This window comes from Kitasatospora sp. NPDC051170, from assembly GCF_044455705.1.
Classification (GTDB): Bacteria; Actinomycetota; Actinomycetes; order Streptomycetales; family Streptomycetaceae; genus Kitasatospora.
This window is the reverse complement of record NZ_JBITFA010000017.1, coordinates 100,641-114,559: the sequence shown is the minus strand read 5'-3', so window position 1 is coordinate 114,559 and position 13,919 is coordinate 100,641. Positions and strand designations below refer to the sequence as shown.

13 protein-coding genes are annotated in these 13,919 nt (G+C 72.5%); 2 read left to right on the top strand and 11 right to left on the bottom strand.

Annotation, left to right across the window (positions count from 1 at the left end; all coding sequences use genetic code 11):
• Positions 1–115 precede the first annotated feature (115 nt).
• The 4 genes from ACIBCA_RS30470 to ACIBCA_RS30455 all read right to left on the bottom strand — a co-directional run bounded on the left by ACIBCA_RS30470 (position 116) and on the right by ACIBCA_RS30455 (position 3,926).
• Entirely contained in the window at positions 116–1,222 is a 1,107-nt protein-coding gene (locus ACIBCA_RS30470; protein WP_396286251.1) for a PucR family transcriptional regulator, read from the bottom strand.
• Between the two features lie 73 nt (positions 1,223–1,295).
• Positions 1,296–2,027: a tyrosine-protein phosphatase gene (locus tag ACIBCA_RS30465; RefSeq protein WP_396286250.1), complete on the bottom strand. Its 732-nt coding sequence runs from the start codon at positions 2,025–2,027 to the stop codon at positions 1,296–1,298.
• A gap of 151 nt (positions 2,028–2,178) precedes the next feature.
• Positions 2,179–3,018 (bottom strand): ABC transporter permease, encoded by an 840-nt coding sequence (locus ACIBCA_RS30460; protein WP_396286249.1) that lies wholly within the window; start codon positions 3,016–3,018, stop codon positions 2,179–2,181.
• Entirely contained in the window at positions 3,015–3,926 is a 912-nt protein-coding gene (locus ACIBCA_RS30455; protein ID WP_396286248.1) for an ABC transporter ATP-binding protein, read from the bottom strand. The genes ACIBCA_RS30460 and ACIBCA_RS30455 overlap by 4 nt, the downstream gene beginning before the upstream one ends.
• Before the next feature lie 134 nt (positions 3,927–4,060).
• On the opposite strand from ACIBCA_RS30455, the gene ACIBCA_RS30450 reads away from it, so the two are divergent.
• Both ACIBCA_RS30450 and ACIBCA_RS30445 read left to right on the top strand, forming a co-directional pair.
• The gene (locus tag ACIBCA_RS30450; protein WP_396286247.1) at positions 4,061–5,239 is read left to right on the top strand and encodes a sensor histidine kinase; all 1,179 of its coding nucleotides are present in this window, start codon (positions 4,061–4,063) and stop codon (positions 5,237–5,239) included.
• Entirely contained in the window at positions 5,236–5,895 is a 660-nt protein-coding gene (locus tag ACIBCA_RS30445; protein ID WP_396286246.1) for a response regulator, read from the top strand. Before ACIBCA_RS30450 ends, ACIBCA_RS30445 begins: the two co-directional genes overlap by 4 nt.
• A 75-nt stretch (positions 5,896–5,970) precedes the next feature.
• On the opposite strand, the gene ACIBCA_RS30440 is transcribed toward ACIBCA_RS30445, so the two are convergent.
• The 7 genes from ACIBCA_RS30440 to ACIBCA_RS30410 all read right to left on the bottom strand — a co-directional run bounded on the left by ACIBCA_RS30440 (position 5,971) and on the right by ACIBCA_RS30410 (position 13,884).
• On the bottom strand, positions 5,971–7,071 hold the full coding sequence (locus ACIBCA_RS30440) for a hypothetical protein (RefSeq protein WP_396286245.1): 1,101 nt from the start codon (positions 7,069–7,071) through the stop codon (positions 5,971–5,973).
• A 347-nt stretch (positions 7,072–7,418) separates the two neighbouring features.
• Positions 7,419–7,985 carry a hypothetical protein gene (locus ACIBCA_RS30435; RefSeq protein WP_396286244.1) on the bottom strand — a complete coding sequence of 189 codons (567 nt, stop codon included), beginning with the start codon at positions 7,983–7,985 and terminating at the stop codon, positions 7,419–7,421.
• 121 nt (positions 7,986–8,106) lie between these two features.
• On the bottom strand, positions 8,107–9,114 hold the full coding sequence (locus ACIBCA_RS30430; protein ID WP_396286243.1) for an N-acetylglucosamine kinase: 1,008 nt from the start codon (positions 9,112–9,114) through the stop codon (positions 8,107–8,109).
• Positions 9,115–9,222: 108 nt separating this feature from the next.
• Positions 9,223–10,551: a 6-phospho-beta-glucosidase gene (locus ACIBCA_RS30425; protein ID WP_396286242.1), complete on the bottom strand. Its 1,329-nt coding sequence runs from the start codon at positions 10,549–10,551 to the stop codon at positions 9,223–9,225.
• Entirely contained in the window at positions 10,551–11,465 is a 915-nt protein-coding gene (locus tag ACIBCA_RS30420) for a carbohydrate ABC transporter permease (RefSeq protein ID WP_396286241.1), read from the bottom strand. The genes ACIBCA_RS30425 and ACIBCA_RS30420 overlap by 1 nt, the downstream gene beginning before the upstream one ends.
• A gap of 21 nt (positions 11,466–11,486) precedes the next feature.
• Positions 11,487–12,503 carry a carbohydrate ABC transporter permease gene (locus tag ACIBCA_RS30415; protein ID WP_396286240.1) on the bottom strand — a complete coding sequence of 339 codons (1,017 nt, stop codon included), beginning with the start codon at positions 12,501–12,503 and terminating at the stop codon, positions 11,487–11,489.
• A 25-nt stretch (positions 12,504–12,528) separates the two neighbouring features.
• Complete coding sequence (locus ACIBCA_RS30410) at positions 12,529–13,884, bottom strand: ABC transporter substrate-binding protein (RefSeq protein ID WP_396286239.1); 1,356 nt, start codon at positions 13,882–13,884, stop codon at positions 12,529–12,531.
• Positions 13,885–13,919 lie beyond the last annotated feature (35 nt).

Here is a 13,919-nt window from a genome sequence, read left to right as displayed (position 1 = left end):
GTTCCGGCAATCTTTACGGCCCTTTGACACCCTGGTACGTGCGCGCCCGGTGACACTGCCACAGTTCGGCAACAGCCGGTCGACGGGACGGCTGCGGGGGTTTCGGGCGGTGGGGCTACAGGGGCTGCTCGGGCCAGTTCAGCAGTCGCGCGCCCATCGCCGCCGTCTCCAGGGTGAAGCGTTGCAGCGCGTCCGCCGGGTCGTACCCCGTCAGCGCCTTGATGCGCTCCAGCCGGTAACTGAGCGTGCGCACGCTCAGCCCCAGCCGCCGGGACGCCTCCGCGTTGACGTACGCCGACTCCGCGTGCACCACGATCGTGTCCAGCAGCGGACGGGCCCCGCCGCGCGCCTCCGTCAGCGGGCCCAGGACGCTGCCCACCAGGTCCGCCATCGCCGCCCGGTCGCGCATCAGCACCGGGAAGACCAGCAGCTCCTCCGCCTTGAGGTTGCGGGCCGGCAGGTCCAGGCGCCGCGCGTAGTCCAGCGCGTCCAGCGCCTCCTCGTAGCTGCGCAGCACCCCGCTCGCCCCCGAGTGCCGCCGCCCCGTCGCCACCCGCAGCACCGGGAGGTAGCCCGGGCCCGGGCGCAGTGTCAGGTCCGCGAAGGCGTCCAGCACCGCCCGCTCCGAGTCGGGGGCGATGCACACCAGCCGGCCCTGCTTGCTCGCCAGCAGCACGTCCCGCTCGCCGAACCGGCCGGCCAGCTCCCGCTCCACCCGGCTGACCAGCGGGTGCACGTCCTCGAACGGCTCCTCGCCCACCGCCACCGCCACCGTGTAGGCGCTCGCCAGCCGCAGGCCGAAGCGCTCCGCGCGCTCGGCCAGCAGGCCCAGGTCGCCGCGCCCGTACAGCAGGTCCTCGATGAACTCCCGCCTGGCCGCCTCCTCCTGGCGCACCGCCAGGCGCTGCGCCCGCTCGTGGCCCTCGCCCAGCGCGGCCAGCGCGGCCTCGGTGGCGGCCAGGACGGAGTCGCCGGTGCGGCGCAGCTCGGCGACGGTGCTCGCGCCGGGCAGGGTCTGCCAGGCGCGCCGGGCCGCCGCCAGGCAGTGCGCCACCACCGCGCGCAGGCCGTACCCGGCCTCGGCGCAGTGCTCGCCCAGCTTGCGTAGGCCCTCCAGCTCCTCCCGCCGCAGCAGCCGGCCGGTGCGGGAGGCGTCGGCGAGCAGGAGCAGGTACGCCTCCGTCAGCTCGGCCGGTATGTCGTGCTCGATCCCCTCGGCCACCGTGCGCCGCCCCCGTTCTCGTCTCCCGGCTCGTCTCCCGGCGGACAAACGAGCCCCGAACCCTACCAGCCGGTCACCCGGCCGCCACCGGGGTGGCCTTGGCACGGAAGGTGGTGAGGGTCGCGGCGGGGACTCCGCAGGTGGGGAGGAAGGCGGCGGCCCCGCCGTGGTGGGCGTGGACGCCGTCGAGGAAGACGGCCATGGCCTGGGCGGGGGCCTCCAGCAGCGGGGCGGGCACGGTGAGGCTGCGGTCGTTGAGGGCGGTGCGGTGGCGGGCAGCGAGGCCCGCGAAGATCTGCGGCAGGGCGTCGGCGGTGCGGGCGTAGTCGGCGACGATGCGCTCCGCGGGCACGCCGAGCAGGTCCAGCAGCAGGGCGGTGACCAGGCCCGTCCGGTCCTTGCCCGCCGCGCAGTGCAGCAGGACGGCGCCCGGGCGGGACGCCGCCTCGACGGCGACCCGGACGGCCTGCGGGGCGGAGACGGCCAGCTGCACGTAGTACTCGCCGAGGTCGGCCGCCGTGGCCATGGTGCGCAGCCGCTCGGCGAGGCCCTCGGTGGCCGGGTCGACGGGCGCCTCGACGACCGTGATCCCGGCGGCGCGGGCGGCGGCCCAGTCGTCGGGGTGGGCCTCGTGGACGTTGCGCAGGTCGACGACCGTCCGGATGTCGCAGCCGCGCAGCTGGGCGACGACGGCCTCGTCGGCGGCGGGGAAGGGCTGGGCGGAGCGGTACAGCACGCCGGGGCGTATGCGCAGGCCCTCCGGGTCGCTGAGGACGGCGGCGTCTCGGAAGTTGACCAGGGACATGGGAGGGCCTTTCGCTGGAGCCGCGCCCGGCACGTCCGGATCATCCGGAACGTCCGAACCATCGGAACCGGAGGCGACACATCCCTATGTGTCTAACCCGACCCCGGCCCGCCGGGCAAGCGCGGCCCCCCACCTCACACGTCCCGGCGCCTCACACGTCCCGGCGCCGCACCACGACCACCGCCACCGCCGTCGCGACCACCGCCCACACGCCCATGGTGATCCAGGCATCCAGCACGCTCGGCGGGTTCAACCCCATCGTGGTGGAGGAGTGCGGGTTGAGGGTCAGCCGCGCCACCGTGTGCGAGGGCAGGTGGTCGCCGATCCGCTTGAGCCACGGGTAGCGGTCCCCGCCGAACATCAGCGGCAGGATGAACAGCATCAGCACCAGCGACACGATCGAGGCGGTGGCGTGCCGCAGCAGCGCGCCCAGCGCCATCCCGATCAGCGCGCAGGTGGGCACGATCGCCGCGTACCCGAGGACGGCCCGCAGGCACCCGTCGTCGCCGAGGGAGAGCCCGACGTGCCGCGAGGACAGCATCGCGTTGGTGGCGAGGAAGGACGCGAAGGACACCACCAGCCCGGCGATCCCGGTGATCACGCCGATCAGCAGCACCTTCGCGCCGATCACGCCCCGCCGGTCGGGGACGGCGGCGAAGGTGGTGCGGATCAGGCCGGTGGTGTACTCGCCGAACACGGTGATCGCGCCCAGCGAGCCCGCCGCGATGGCCATCAGGTCGCCCGCGATGCTGCTGAGGCCGTGGTGGAGCGGGTCGTAGTGGTACTTGGGGAAGCCGGGAATCGGCGGCGGCGGGTTGTCGATGTACGTCAGGTCGCTGTGCACCGCGTTGAGGTTGATACCGATCGCCACCAGGCAGGCGAGGGCCAGCACCCAGTACGTCGACCGCAGCGAACGCAGCTTGATCCACTCGGCGGCGAGCAGATCGACGAACCGGGGCCTCGGCTCCGCAGCAAGACTCATGGTGCTCATCGGGCCTCTCCAGCCAGGTACTCGACACTGTCGGCGGTCAGGGACATGAACGCCGACTCCAGGGAGGACGTCCGGGTGCTCAGCTCGTGCAGCACCAGACCGTGCCGCAGGGCGAGTTCGCCGATCCGCGCGGCCGGCAATCCGGTGACGATCCCGGACTCCGGCTCGGTGCGCCGCAGTTCCGCGCCCTCCGCCGTCAACACCGCCTCCAGCGAGGCCAGTTCCGGCGTACGGACCGCCACCCCCGTCACCGCGTTGCGCGCCGAGAACTCCGCCAGGCTCTGGTCCGCGATCAGCCGCCCCCGCCCGATCACCACCAGGTGGTCGGCCGTGTGCTCCATCTCCGCCATCATGTGGCTGGAGACGAACACCGTCCGCCCCTCCCCGGCGAGCCGCCGGAACAGCCCGCGCACCCACAGCACCCCCTCCGGGTCCAGCCCGTTGAGCGGCTCGTCGAACAGCAGCACCGGCGGATCGCCGAGCAGCGCGCCCGCGATGCCGAGCCGCTGCTTCATGCCCAGCGAGTACCCGCCGATGCGCCGCCCGGCCGCCTTGGCCAGGCCCACCTCCATCAGCACCTCCTCCACCCGCCCGAGCGGGATGCGGTTGCCGCGCGCCAGCGCCGACAGGTGCGCCCGGGCGGTGCGCCCGCCGTGCACGTCGGAGGCGTCCAGCAGGGCGCCCACGTGCCGCAGCCCGCGCGGCCGGCCCGCGAAGGGCACCCCGTCCACGGTGACGGTGCCCGAGGTGGGGGTGTTGAGGCCCAGGACCATCCGCAGCGTGGTGGACTTGCCCGCGCCGTTGGGGCCGAGGAAGCCGGTGACGGCCCCGGGCCGGACGGTGAAGCTCAGCTGGTCGACGGCCGTGGTGGCGCCGTACCTCTTGGTCAGTCGCTCGATCTCGATCATGGGGACAACGGTGCCGCCCGCGCCCGCCACCCGGCATCGGGCGGCGGGACACAACCGATCGCCCCCGCAGTGGCCTGCGGGATTACGCCCCCGGGCCGATGCGACTTCCCGGCGACCGCGGCTACCATCGCGTCATGATCATCGAGCCCCGCCCGCCGCTGCTCCGGCGCCTGCCGCCAGGCGTGTGGGTGGCGGCCTTCTGGACGACCCTCGTGGTGTTCCGCTGCTTCACCCGCGACCGCGAACTGGAGCACCTCTTCAACTACCAGGGCAACCCCGAGGACATGGCGCTGCTGGTCACCGCCGTCGTCACCACCCTGGTCGCCACCTTCCTCGTCCGGCTGCCCCTGGTCGCCATCGCGGCGGCACTCGCGGGCGGCCTCTACACGCTCGGCATGTGGAAGGTCCAGGAGGCGGCCCCGCTCCAGTTCCTGATCGCGATCACGGTCGTCGGCTACTGCGCGGCCACCCGCGCCCGGCGCGACTCGCTGATCGCCCTCGCCCTGCCCATGGGCACCCTCGCCGCGCTGTACCTGTGGGGCCAGGTGACCCGCTACGGGTCCAACCCGTGGGTCTACCTCGGCTACGGCGCCGTCACCGCCATCGCCTGGCTGGTCGGCAACACCGTCCACCAGAGCCGCAGCCACACCGAGGCCCTGCGCGGCCGCGCCACCGAGCAGGCCGTCACCGCCGAACGGCTGCGCATCGCCCGCGAGTTGCACGACATGGTCGCCCACAGCATCGGCATCATCGCCATCCAGGCCGGCATGGGTCGCCGGGTCATGGACACCCAGCCCGCCGAGACCCGCAACGCCCTCGACGCCATCGAGACCACCAGCCGCGAGACCCTCGCGGGACTGCGTCGGATGCTCGGCGCGCTGCGCCAGGCGGAGGCGGAGGCCGCACCGCTCGAAGTCGCCCCGGGCCTCGCCGAGTTGGACCATCTGGTGGCCGGCACCGCCGGAGCGGGCGTCCGGGTCGCCCTCACCCGCGACGGCGAGGCCCGGCCGCTGCCGCCCGAGGTGGACCTCGCCGCCTACCGCATCGTCCAGGAGGCCGTCACCAACGTGGTCAAGCACTCCGGCACCCGCGACTGCCACGTCACCGTCCAGTACGGCCCCCGCGACCTCGCGCTCAGCATCGTCGACCTCGGCGGGGGCTCGTCCGCCGACCCGGGCACCGGCTACGGCCTCGCCGGGATGCGCGAGCGGGTCGCCCTGCTGCACGGCGAGTTCAGCGCCGGCCCGCGCCCCGAGGGCGGCTTCCGCGTCGCCGCCCGACTGCCCTACCCCGCCGAGGAGCCGGCCCTGTGATCCGCGTCCTCCTGGTCGACGACCAGCCGCTCATCCGCACGGGCCTGCGCGTCCTGATCGCCGACACCCCCGACCTGGAGGTGATCGGCGAGGCCGGCGACGGCGCCGAGGCCGTCGACCTGGTCACCCAGCTGCGCCCCGACGTCGCCGTGATGGACATCCGGATGCCCGGTATGGACGGCATCGAGGCCACCCGCCGCATCACCGCCGACCCGGGCCTGCCCACCCACGTCCTCGTCCTCACCACCTTCGACGACGACGAGTACGTCTACGGCGCCCTGCGGGCCGGAGCCGGCGGCTTCCTGGTCAAGGACCTCGCCCTGGAGACCATCCTCGACGGCGTCCGCACCGTCGCCGCCGGGGACGCCCTGATCGCCCCCGCCATCACCCGCCGGCTCATCGGCGAGTTCGTCGCCCGCCCGCAGCAGCCGGCCCCGGCGCGCAGGCCGCTCACCCCCGGCGTCACCGAACGCGAACGCGAGGTGCTCACCCTCGTCGGCCGGGGCCTGTCCAACACCGAGATCGCCGCCGAGCTCACCATCAGCGTCGCCACCGCCAAGGCGCACGTCGCCCGGCTGTTCAGCAAGCTCGACGCCCGCGACCGCGTCCATCTGGTCATCCAGGCGTACGAGTTCGGGCTCGTCGGCACGCCCTGAGGACGCGCGCCTCGGCAACGGCGGAACGGCGCCGGGAGGACCCACCCCCGGCGCCGTCCCGTCAGCGGTTTCCGGTCAGGGAACGATCGCGTGCGAGATCTGGCACCCGCTCACGGCGTTCGACCAGGTGCCCTGCATCGCGAACGAGCCCGTCGCCATGGCCACGTTCTGCGCGCCGCCCGCCCCGCCGGTGCCCTTCCAGGCGCACTTGTCGGCGTTCTCGTAGCCGGTCGAGTCCGTCCAACCGCCCGCCGGGTTCTGGTCGGTGATCGTCTCCGAGTACTCGTGCCCGTAGACGATCGTCACGCCGTCCAGGGTGCCCGCGCCGCCGCTGTTGACGTAGTTCTGGCCGCAGGAGGTGCCCATGTCGGGCACGTACGGGTCGTTGGTGAACGCCACGTCGCCGTACGGGCTCGGCGCCGCGCCGCCGGTCAGCGTGGTGTCGCCGTTCCAGTCGTGCCAGGCGCAGAAGTTGCCGCCCGCGGTGTTGAAGCCGTCCGGGTGGGTGCCGGTCGGCGAGAGCACCACGTACTGCACGTTGCGGTTGGAGGCCGCCGTGGTGTTGCCGAAGTGCCCGGCCGCCTTCACCGCCTCCGCCGCCAGCTGGTTGCCGGTGGCCTGCCCCGGCGCGGCCGCCGACTCGTCGACCCAGACGCCCGCGAGCGCGCCGCCCGTCGGGTAGCCGACGTGCGCGGCCGTGGACGGGCAGCTGGTGGCGCCCTTGGCGACGCCCTCGCAGTACTGCGTCATGACGCCCGACCAGGTCTCGCCGTTGGTGCCGAGCCCCTTGAACAGCTGCTGCGTCCGGACGGCCTCGCCCTTCGGGTCGCCGGACAGGGTGGTGTAGCCGCTGGAGTCGGTGCCCTGGCTGCCCCACTGGGTGCCCCAGAAGACCAGGTACACCTTCGGGGCACCGGTGGTGACGCCGATCCCGTCGACGCCCCCGCCGTAGCGCAGGTTCGACGTGCGCTGGGCGGCCGCGCTGTTGGCCGCCTCCTTGGTCGGGTGGACGCCGTGCCGGTACGGGTGGCTGTTCCCGGCCGTCTCGCGGACCGGCTGGTCCGCCTGCGCGGCCGGCGCCGCCGCGAACCCGGTCGCGGCCAGCGCGAGCGCGCTCAGCCCGGTCAGGACCCGGTTCCGGTTCCGGCGCAGCCGGGAGGTGGGGGAGATGCCCATCGTGAGGGTTCCTCTCTCGTACCGGCGCGCACCGGTGGGCGGCGACGGCACTGTGGGGGACGAGGGGTGAGGTCAGCGGCGACCGGCAGGAGTCGACCGCACATCGACTCCGGACCGTGGGGTGGTGAGCGCCGATCGCCGCCGACCGCTCGAAGGAAAGCAGAGTCGCCGAAACCGGGTCAACGAGCCCGTACGTAAAGAAAACCCACCCGAACGTAGCGAACGTCAAAACCCCGCAGGCCGCGGCCCGTCGACACGCGTAGCGCAGCAGAGTGCCAACAGTTGACGGGAGGTTCTACACCGTATGCGCGACTCGTGCAGGAACCGCCGGGAATGCCGGGAAGCCTTTACGGCAGGTCGAGTTCGCCGATGCGGGAGATCCGGCCGTGCGGGTCCAGGGCGACGTCGTAGGCGTTGTCGTGGCAGGTGGCCGGGTCCTGGGCGGCGAGGCAGTCGCCGAGGTGGTCGATCAGCTCGTCGAGGGGGACGGGGCGGGGCCGGTCGGCGAGGGTGGCGGTGACACCGCTGTCGGCGAAGCCGTAGTGGACGGCGGGGCCGGTGGGCAGGTAGCGGGTCTGGGCGCAGGAGTAGTCGGCGGGGCGGGCGGTGAGCTCGGAGGAGTCGGCGGTGACGACGAGCACCACCTGGTGCCCGGGCTGCGGGACGCGGGCGGTGCAGCCCGGCGTGGGGGCGGCAGGGGCAGCAGGGACTCCGGGGAGGGAGGGAACGGCGTCGAGGTCGCCCTCGTCGCCGAAGTCGTCGGCCAGCGGGTCCTCGCCCTGGTCGTCCGCGGCCGCGGCGGCGGAGGCGGCGGTCACGGTGGGGCCGGAGTCGGCGGGGTCACAGGCGGTCAGGGCCGCCATGGCGGTACAGCCGAGGAGGGCGGCGGCGAGGAGGGTGCGGGGCACGGCCATGGCACAAGTCTCCCCGTTCTCGGCCGACGTCGGTAACGGGGTACACGTCTGAGGCTCCGTCCACGGTTCCCGTCCCCTCCCGATCCGCACGCCGGGAGGAGACGGGAAGACAGGAGCGAGGTCAGGCCGAGACCTCGTACGCCGCCCGCACCCGCGCCTGGGCCCCGGCCCCCGCGTGCAGGTGGTCGAGCCCGAGCAGGGCCGCGCCCAGCACCGGCGGCGCGACGACCACCCGGGGTTCGGCCAGCGGAGCGGCCTCGGCGAGGCGGGCGGTGACGTTGTCGAGCAGCAGCGGCTGCCGGGAGGCGAGCACCCCGCCGCCGAGCACCACCGGGGCGGGGGAGTCGAGCAGGTCGAGGCGGGTGAGCGCGACGACGGCGAGGCGGACGATCTCGTCGGCCTGGCGGTCGATCAACTTGAGCGCCACCGCGTCACCCTGGCGGGCGACGGCGAACAGCAGCCGGACGATCTCGTGCAGCCGCGTGCCGGGCAGGTGCCCGAGGTGGACGGCCTCCGCGACGGCGCCCGCGGTCGGCAGGCCGAAGTGCTCGGCGATGGCGGCGGCCAGGGTGGTGGGGCCACCGCGGCCGTCCTCGGCGCGGACGGCGTTCCACATGGCGGAGATGGCCAGCCCCCCGCCGCCGCCCCAGTCGCCGGTCAGCTCGCCGAGGGCGGGGAAGCGGGCGGTGCGCCCGTCCGGCAGGAGGCCCGCGCAGTTGATCCCGGCGCCGCAGACGACGGCGACGCCGCGCGGGCCGTCGGTGCCGGCGCGCAGCAGACCGAAGGTGTCGTTGACGACGGTGTTGTCCAGGCCCCACGGGTACGCCTCCAGCGCGCGGCGCAGCCCGTCCTCCTGGACGGGCAGGTCGGCGTTGGCGAGGCAGGCGCTGACGTGCGTGGTGAGCACGCCGCTCCAGCCGGCGTGGCCGGCGGCCGCGGCGGCCTGCTCGACGAGGGGGACGAGCCCGGCGACGGCGGCCGCCTCCCCGACGCTGTGGGGGGTGAAGCCGCCGCCGCGGGCGCTGCCGAGGACGGTGCCGTCGAGGCCGATCAGGGCGACGTCGGTCTTGGAGTTGCCCGCGTCGATGGCGAGGACGCCGGGCAGGGTGGGTTCGGACTGGTGGGTCATCAGATCCCCGGGCTCGTACGTGGCCCGGCCGTGATCCCCGGCCGGGGGCCCGGCCGGGTGAGCGGCCGGGGGTGGTCGGCCCCCGGAGCGGGGGCCTGCCCGGGGCCGTCAGGCCCAGGCGAGGTGGTCGCGGTTGTGGGCGAGCAGCCGGTCGGTGAGCCGGTCGGCGAGTTCGATCTGGCCGACCAGCGGGTGCGCGAGCAGGGCGTCGAAGACCCGATCGCGGCCGCCGTGCAGGGCGGCCTCCAGGGCGAGGTGCTCGTAGCCGGTGACGGCGGCGATCAGCCCGGCGTACAGCGGCTCGACGGGCCGCTGCGGCAGCGGCCGCACGCCCGCGGCGTCGACCTCGGCGGGCACCTCGATCACGGCGTCGTCCGGCAGGAACGGCAGCACCCCGTCGTTGCGGGTGTTGACGACCTGGACGGAGGCGCCGCCGTCGGTGCCGAGCAGGGAGGCGATCAGCTGGACGGCCGCCTCCGAGTAGAAGGCGCCGCCGCGCTTGCCGAGCAGCTCCGGCTTGGTGTCCAGGGCGGGGTCGGCGTACATCTCCAGCAGCTGCCGCTCGATCTCGGCGACCTGCGCGGCCCGCGAGCCCTGCGCCTTCAGCTCCTCCACCACCGCGTCGTGCTGGTAGAAGTACCGCAGGTAGTAGGAGGGCACCACACCGAGCCGCTGCACGAAGGGCTGCGGCAGGTGCAGGTCCTCGGCGATCTCCTTGCCGAAGCCCCGCAGCAGTTCGGGCAGCACCTCGCGGCCGGTCGCCGAGCCGGGGGCGTCGAGCAGGGTGACGCCGCGCTCCCAGGTGAGGTGGTTGAGGCCGACGTGGTCCAGGCGGATCAGCTCGGGGTCGACGTTCAGGTGGGCGGCGAACTTGCGCTGGAAGCCGATCGCCACGTTGCACAGGCCCACGGCCTTGTGCCCGGAGGTCTGCAGGGCGCGGGTGACGATGCCGACCGGATTGGTGAAGTCGACGATCCAGGCGTCCGGGTTGGTACGGCGGACCTGCTCGGCGATGTCCAGCACCACCGGGACGGTGCGCAGCGCCTTGGCGAGCCCGCCGGCGCCGGTGGTCTCCTGCCCGACGCAGCCGCACTCCAGCGGCCAGGTCTCGTCCTGGTTGCGGGCGGCCTGCCCGCCGACCCGCAGCTGGAGCAGGACGGCGTCGGCGTCCGCGACGCCCGCCACCAGGTCGGTGGTCGTGGTGACGGCGGCCGGGTGCCCCTGCCGGGCGAAGATCCGCCGGGCCAGGCCCCCGATGAGCTCCAGCCGCTCGGCGGCCGGGTCGATCAGCACCAGCTCGCCGATCGGCAGGGTGTCGCGCAGCCGTGCGAAGCCGTCGATCAGTTCCGGGGTGTACGTCGAACCGCCGCCGACGATGGCCAGCTTGAGCGTCTTGGGCGTCTTGGGCGACTTGAGCGACTCGAGCGAGGAGGACATCAGCCCTTGACCCCTGTCAGTGTCACGCCTTCGATGAAGGACTTCTGGGCGAAGAAGAAGAGGGCGATCACCGGCGCCATCACCAGCAGGGTCGCGGCCATGGTGAGGTTCCAGTTGGTGTGGTGGGCCGCCTTGAACGACTCCAGGCCGTAGCTGAGCGTCCAGGAGTCCTGGTCGTTGGCGGCGTAGATCTGCGGGCCGAAGTAGTCGTTCCAGCAGTAGAAGAACTGGAACAGCGCGACGGCCGCGATGGCCGGCTTGGCCATCGGCACGACGACGCGCAGCAGGGTGCGCAGGTCCCCGCAGCCGTCGATGCGGGCGGCCTCCAGGTACTCCTTGGGGATGGTCAGCAGGAACTGCCGCAGCAGGAAGATGGAGAAGGCGTCGCCGAAGGCCATCGGGATGATCAGCGGCCACAGCGAGTTGCCCAGGCCCATCTGCTTCGTCCAGAACAGGTACATCGGGATGACGGTGACCTGCGGGGGCAGCATCATCATCGCGATGACCGCCATCAGCGCCAGGTTGCGGCCGCGGAAGCGGAACTTGGCGAGGGCGTAGGCGACGGGCAGGCTGGAGACGATGGTCAGCAGGGTGCCCGCGCCCGCGTACAGCAGGGTGTTGCGCCACCAGGAGAGGAACCCGGGGGTGTTCCAGACCTTGCTGTAGTTGCCCCAGTTCCAGTGGGTGGGCCAGTAGTCGGTGGTGAGCGCCTGCTGGTCGTCCATCACCGAGGTGAGGAAGACGAAGGCGAAGGGCAGCAGGAAGAACAGCGCGGCGGCCACGGCCACCGAGTGCACGGCGACCCAGTTCAGGACGGCGCGGCGGCGGGCGGCGCGGGCGGCGGGGCTGTTGCCGGCCGGGCTCTTGCCGGCCGGGCGGGCCGGGGCCTTGGTCAGGGTGGGGCTGGAAGTCATGTCGGAGTCCTCATCCGTCCGCTAGTCGTCGCTCGCCATGAAGCCGGACCGGCGGCGGAGCAGGATCGAGGTGACGGCCATCGAGATGGCGAACAGCACCATGGCGATGACACAGGCCGCGCCGTAGTTGAAGCGCAGGAAGCCCGTGTTGTAGACCATCTGCGGCAGGGTCCAGGTGGAGCCGTTCGGGTATCCGGGCTCGAACTGCTGGCCGGAGTTGCCGGCGATGCCGCTGGCGACCTTCCCGGCGACGATCGCCTGCGTGTAGTACTGCATGGTCTGGATGACGCCGGTGACCACCGCGAACATGATGATCGGCGAGATGTTCGGCAGCGTGACGTACCGGAACCTCTGGAACGGGCCGGCGCCGTCGAGTTCGGCCGCCTCGTACTGCTCCTTGGGCACGTCCAGCAGCGAGGCCATGAAGATGACCATCAGGTCGCCGACGCCCCACATGGCGAGCAGGGTGAGCGCGGGCTTGGACCAGTCCGGGTCGGAGAACCAGCCCGGCTGCGGCAGTCCGAGCTCGCCGAGCAGGTGGTTGAGCGGGCCGGTGCCGGGGTTGAGCAGGAAGGCGAAGGCGACGGTCGCGGCCACCGGCGGTGCCAGGTACGGCAGGTAGAACGCGGTGCGGAAGAAGCCGACACCGGTCTTGACCTTGGTGATCAGCATGCCGATGCCGAGGCCGAAGGCGACCCGCAGGGTCACCATGACGACGACCAGCCACAGGGTGTTCCGCAGGCCCTGCCAGAAGGCCGGCATGTCGTTGAAGACGTAGTCCCAGTTGTTCAGACCGTCGAACTTCGCGGCGCCGACGCCGTTGTACGAGGTGAAGGAGAAGTAGGCGGTGGAGACCAGCGGGTAGACGAAGAAGACGCCGAAACCGACCAGCCAGGGGGAGAGGAAGGCGAGGGTGCGGGCCGCCTCCCGGCGGCGCTTCCTTCGCAGCTGCTGCTGCGAGGAGAGCGCCGCCGGGCCGGTCGGTCCGGCGGGGCCTTCGGGGGCTGAGCCCTTGCGGGTGCCGAACGCGAGTGACATGGGGGACTTCCGTGGACCGCGGCCGCTACTTGGCCTGGGCGAGGTCGGTGTCGATCTGCTTGGCGGTCGCGGCCAGGCCCGCCGCCACGTCCGTCTGCTTGCCCGACTCGATGTCGTAGCCGAGGTTCTGCAGGGTGATGATGTAGGCGCCGCCGTTGGCGACCGGCGGGGTGGTGCCGGAGTACTTGTTCTTGGCGATGTCGAGGAAGGTCTTGACGTTGGTGTCGGCCTGGAGCTTCGGCGAGTCCAGCGCGGCGAAGGTGCTGGGCACGTTGTGGATCGCGTTGGCGAAGTTGACCAGGGCGTCGGTGTCGGTGGTCAGGTACTTGACCAGCTCCCAGGACGCGGCCTGCTTCTTGCTGCTGCTCGCGATGCCGACGATCGTGCCGGTCTGGTAGCCGCGGCCCCAGGTGTCGGCCTGGTCGTCCGGGACGGGGAACGGCGCGGTGGCCCACTCGAAGTCGGGCTTGGAGGTGGCGAGGGAGGCCGTGCGCCACTCACCGTCGAGGATCATCGCGACCTGGCCGGTGTGGAAGGGGTTCTTGGCGCTGAACTCCTCGCCGAAGGTGGAGCGGAACTTGTCGAGCTTGGCGTAGCCGCCGAGCTGGTCGACCATGTCCTTCTGCCACTTGAGCATCGCGGCGACCTTGGGGTCGGTGGCGAGGTTCGACTTGCCGTCCGCGCCGAAGTAGGTGGCGCCGTACTGGCCGAGGTAGTGCTCGGTGGTCGACTCGTAGCCGTGGTACAGCGGCATGAAGCCGAGCTGCTTGTACGAGTCGCCGTCGGTCTGGGTCAGCAGCTTCGCGTCGGTGGCGAACTCGCTGAAGGTCTTCGGCGGGTTGGCGATGCCGGCCGCCGCGAACGCCTTCTTGTTGTAGTACAGGCCGTACGCGTCGCCCAGCAGCGGCAGCGAGCACTGGTTGCCCTTGTACTGGGTGTAGTTGAGCATCGTGGCCGGGAAGGTCTTGGCCGGGTCGATGCCGGACTTGTCCAGCAGCGGCTTGAGGTCCAGGAACACCTTGGTCGAACAGAACATGCCGACGTTGTTGGTGGTGAAGGAGGACACCACGTCGGGCGCGTCGTCGCCGCCGGCCCGCAGCGCCTGGTTGACCTTGTCGTCGGCGACGTTCCCGACCGCCTTGACGTGGATGTTCGGGTGGGCCTTCTCGAAGGCGGCGATGTTGTCGTTGATCGCCTTGAGCTCGTTGTCCTGGCTCCAGCCGTGCCAGAAGGTGATGGTGACGTCTTTGCCGCTGGCCGAGTCGTCGGTGCCGCCCGTGTCGCTGGAACCGGTGCAGGCGGAGGCGAGCAGGGCCAGGACGGCGCTGCCGGCGAGGGCGGCGATCGTGCGGCGGCCTCTGCGGGAGGTGGTGGCGAGCACTTCGAGGTCCTCCAGGGGGTGCGCGGGCAGGCGTC

Bases quoted from the DNA above. Each gene is read 5' to 3' on its own strand.
- ACIBCA_RS30465 (WP_396286250.1), bottom strand. From the start codon at position 2,027: ATGTCCCTGGTCAACTTCCGAGACGCCGCCGTCCTCAGCGACCCGGAG.
- ACIBCA_RS30460 (WP_396286249.1), bottom strand. From the start codon at position 3,018: ATGAGCACCATGAGTCTTGCTGCGGAGCCGAGGCCCCGGTTCGTCGAT.
- ACIBCA_RS30455 (WP_396286248.1), bottom strand. From the start codon at position 3,926: ATGATCGAGATCGAGCGACTGACCAAGAGGTACGGCGCCACCACGGCC.
- ACIBCA_RS30450 (WP_396286247.1), top strand. From the start codon at position 4,061: ATGATCATCGAGCCCCGCCCGCCGCTGCTCCGGCGCCTGCCGCCAGGC.
- ACIBCA_RS30440 (WP_396286245.1), bottom strand. From the start codon at position 7,071: ATGGGCATCTCCCCCACCTCCCGGCTGCGCCGGAACCGGAACCGGGTC.
- ACIBCA_RS30435 (WP_396286244.1), bottom strand. From the start codon at position 7,985: ATGGCCGTGCCCCGCACCCTCCTCGCCGCCGCCCTCCTCGGCTGTACC.
- ACIBCA_RS30430 (WP_396286243.1), bottom strand. From the start codon at position 9,114: ATGACCCACCAGTCCGAACCCACCCTGCCCGGCGTCCTCGCCATCGAC.
- ACIBCA_RS30425 (WP_396286242.1), bottom strand. From the start codon at position 10,551: ATGTCCTCCTCGCTCGAGTCGCTCAAGTCGCCCAAGACGCCCAAGACG.
- ACIBCA_RS30420 (WP_396286241.1), bottom strand. From the start codon at position 11,465: ATGACTTCCAGCCCCACCCTGACCAAGGCCCCGGCCCGCCCGGCCGGC.
- ACIBCA_RS30415 (WP_396286240.1), bottom strand. From the start codon at position 12,503: ATGTCACTCGCGTTCGGCACCCGCAAGGGCTCAGCCCCCGAAGGCCCC.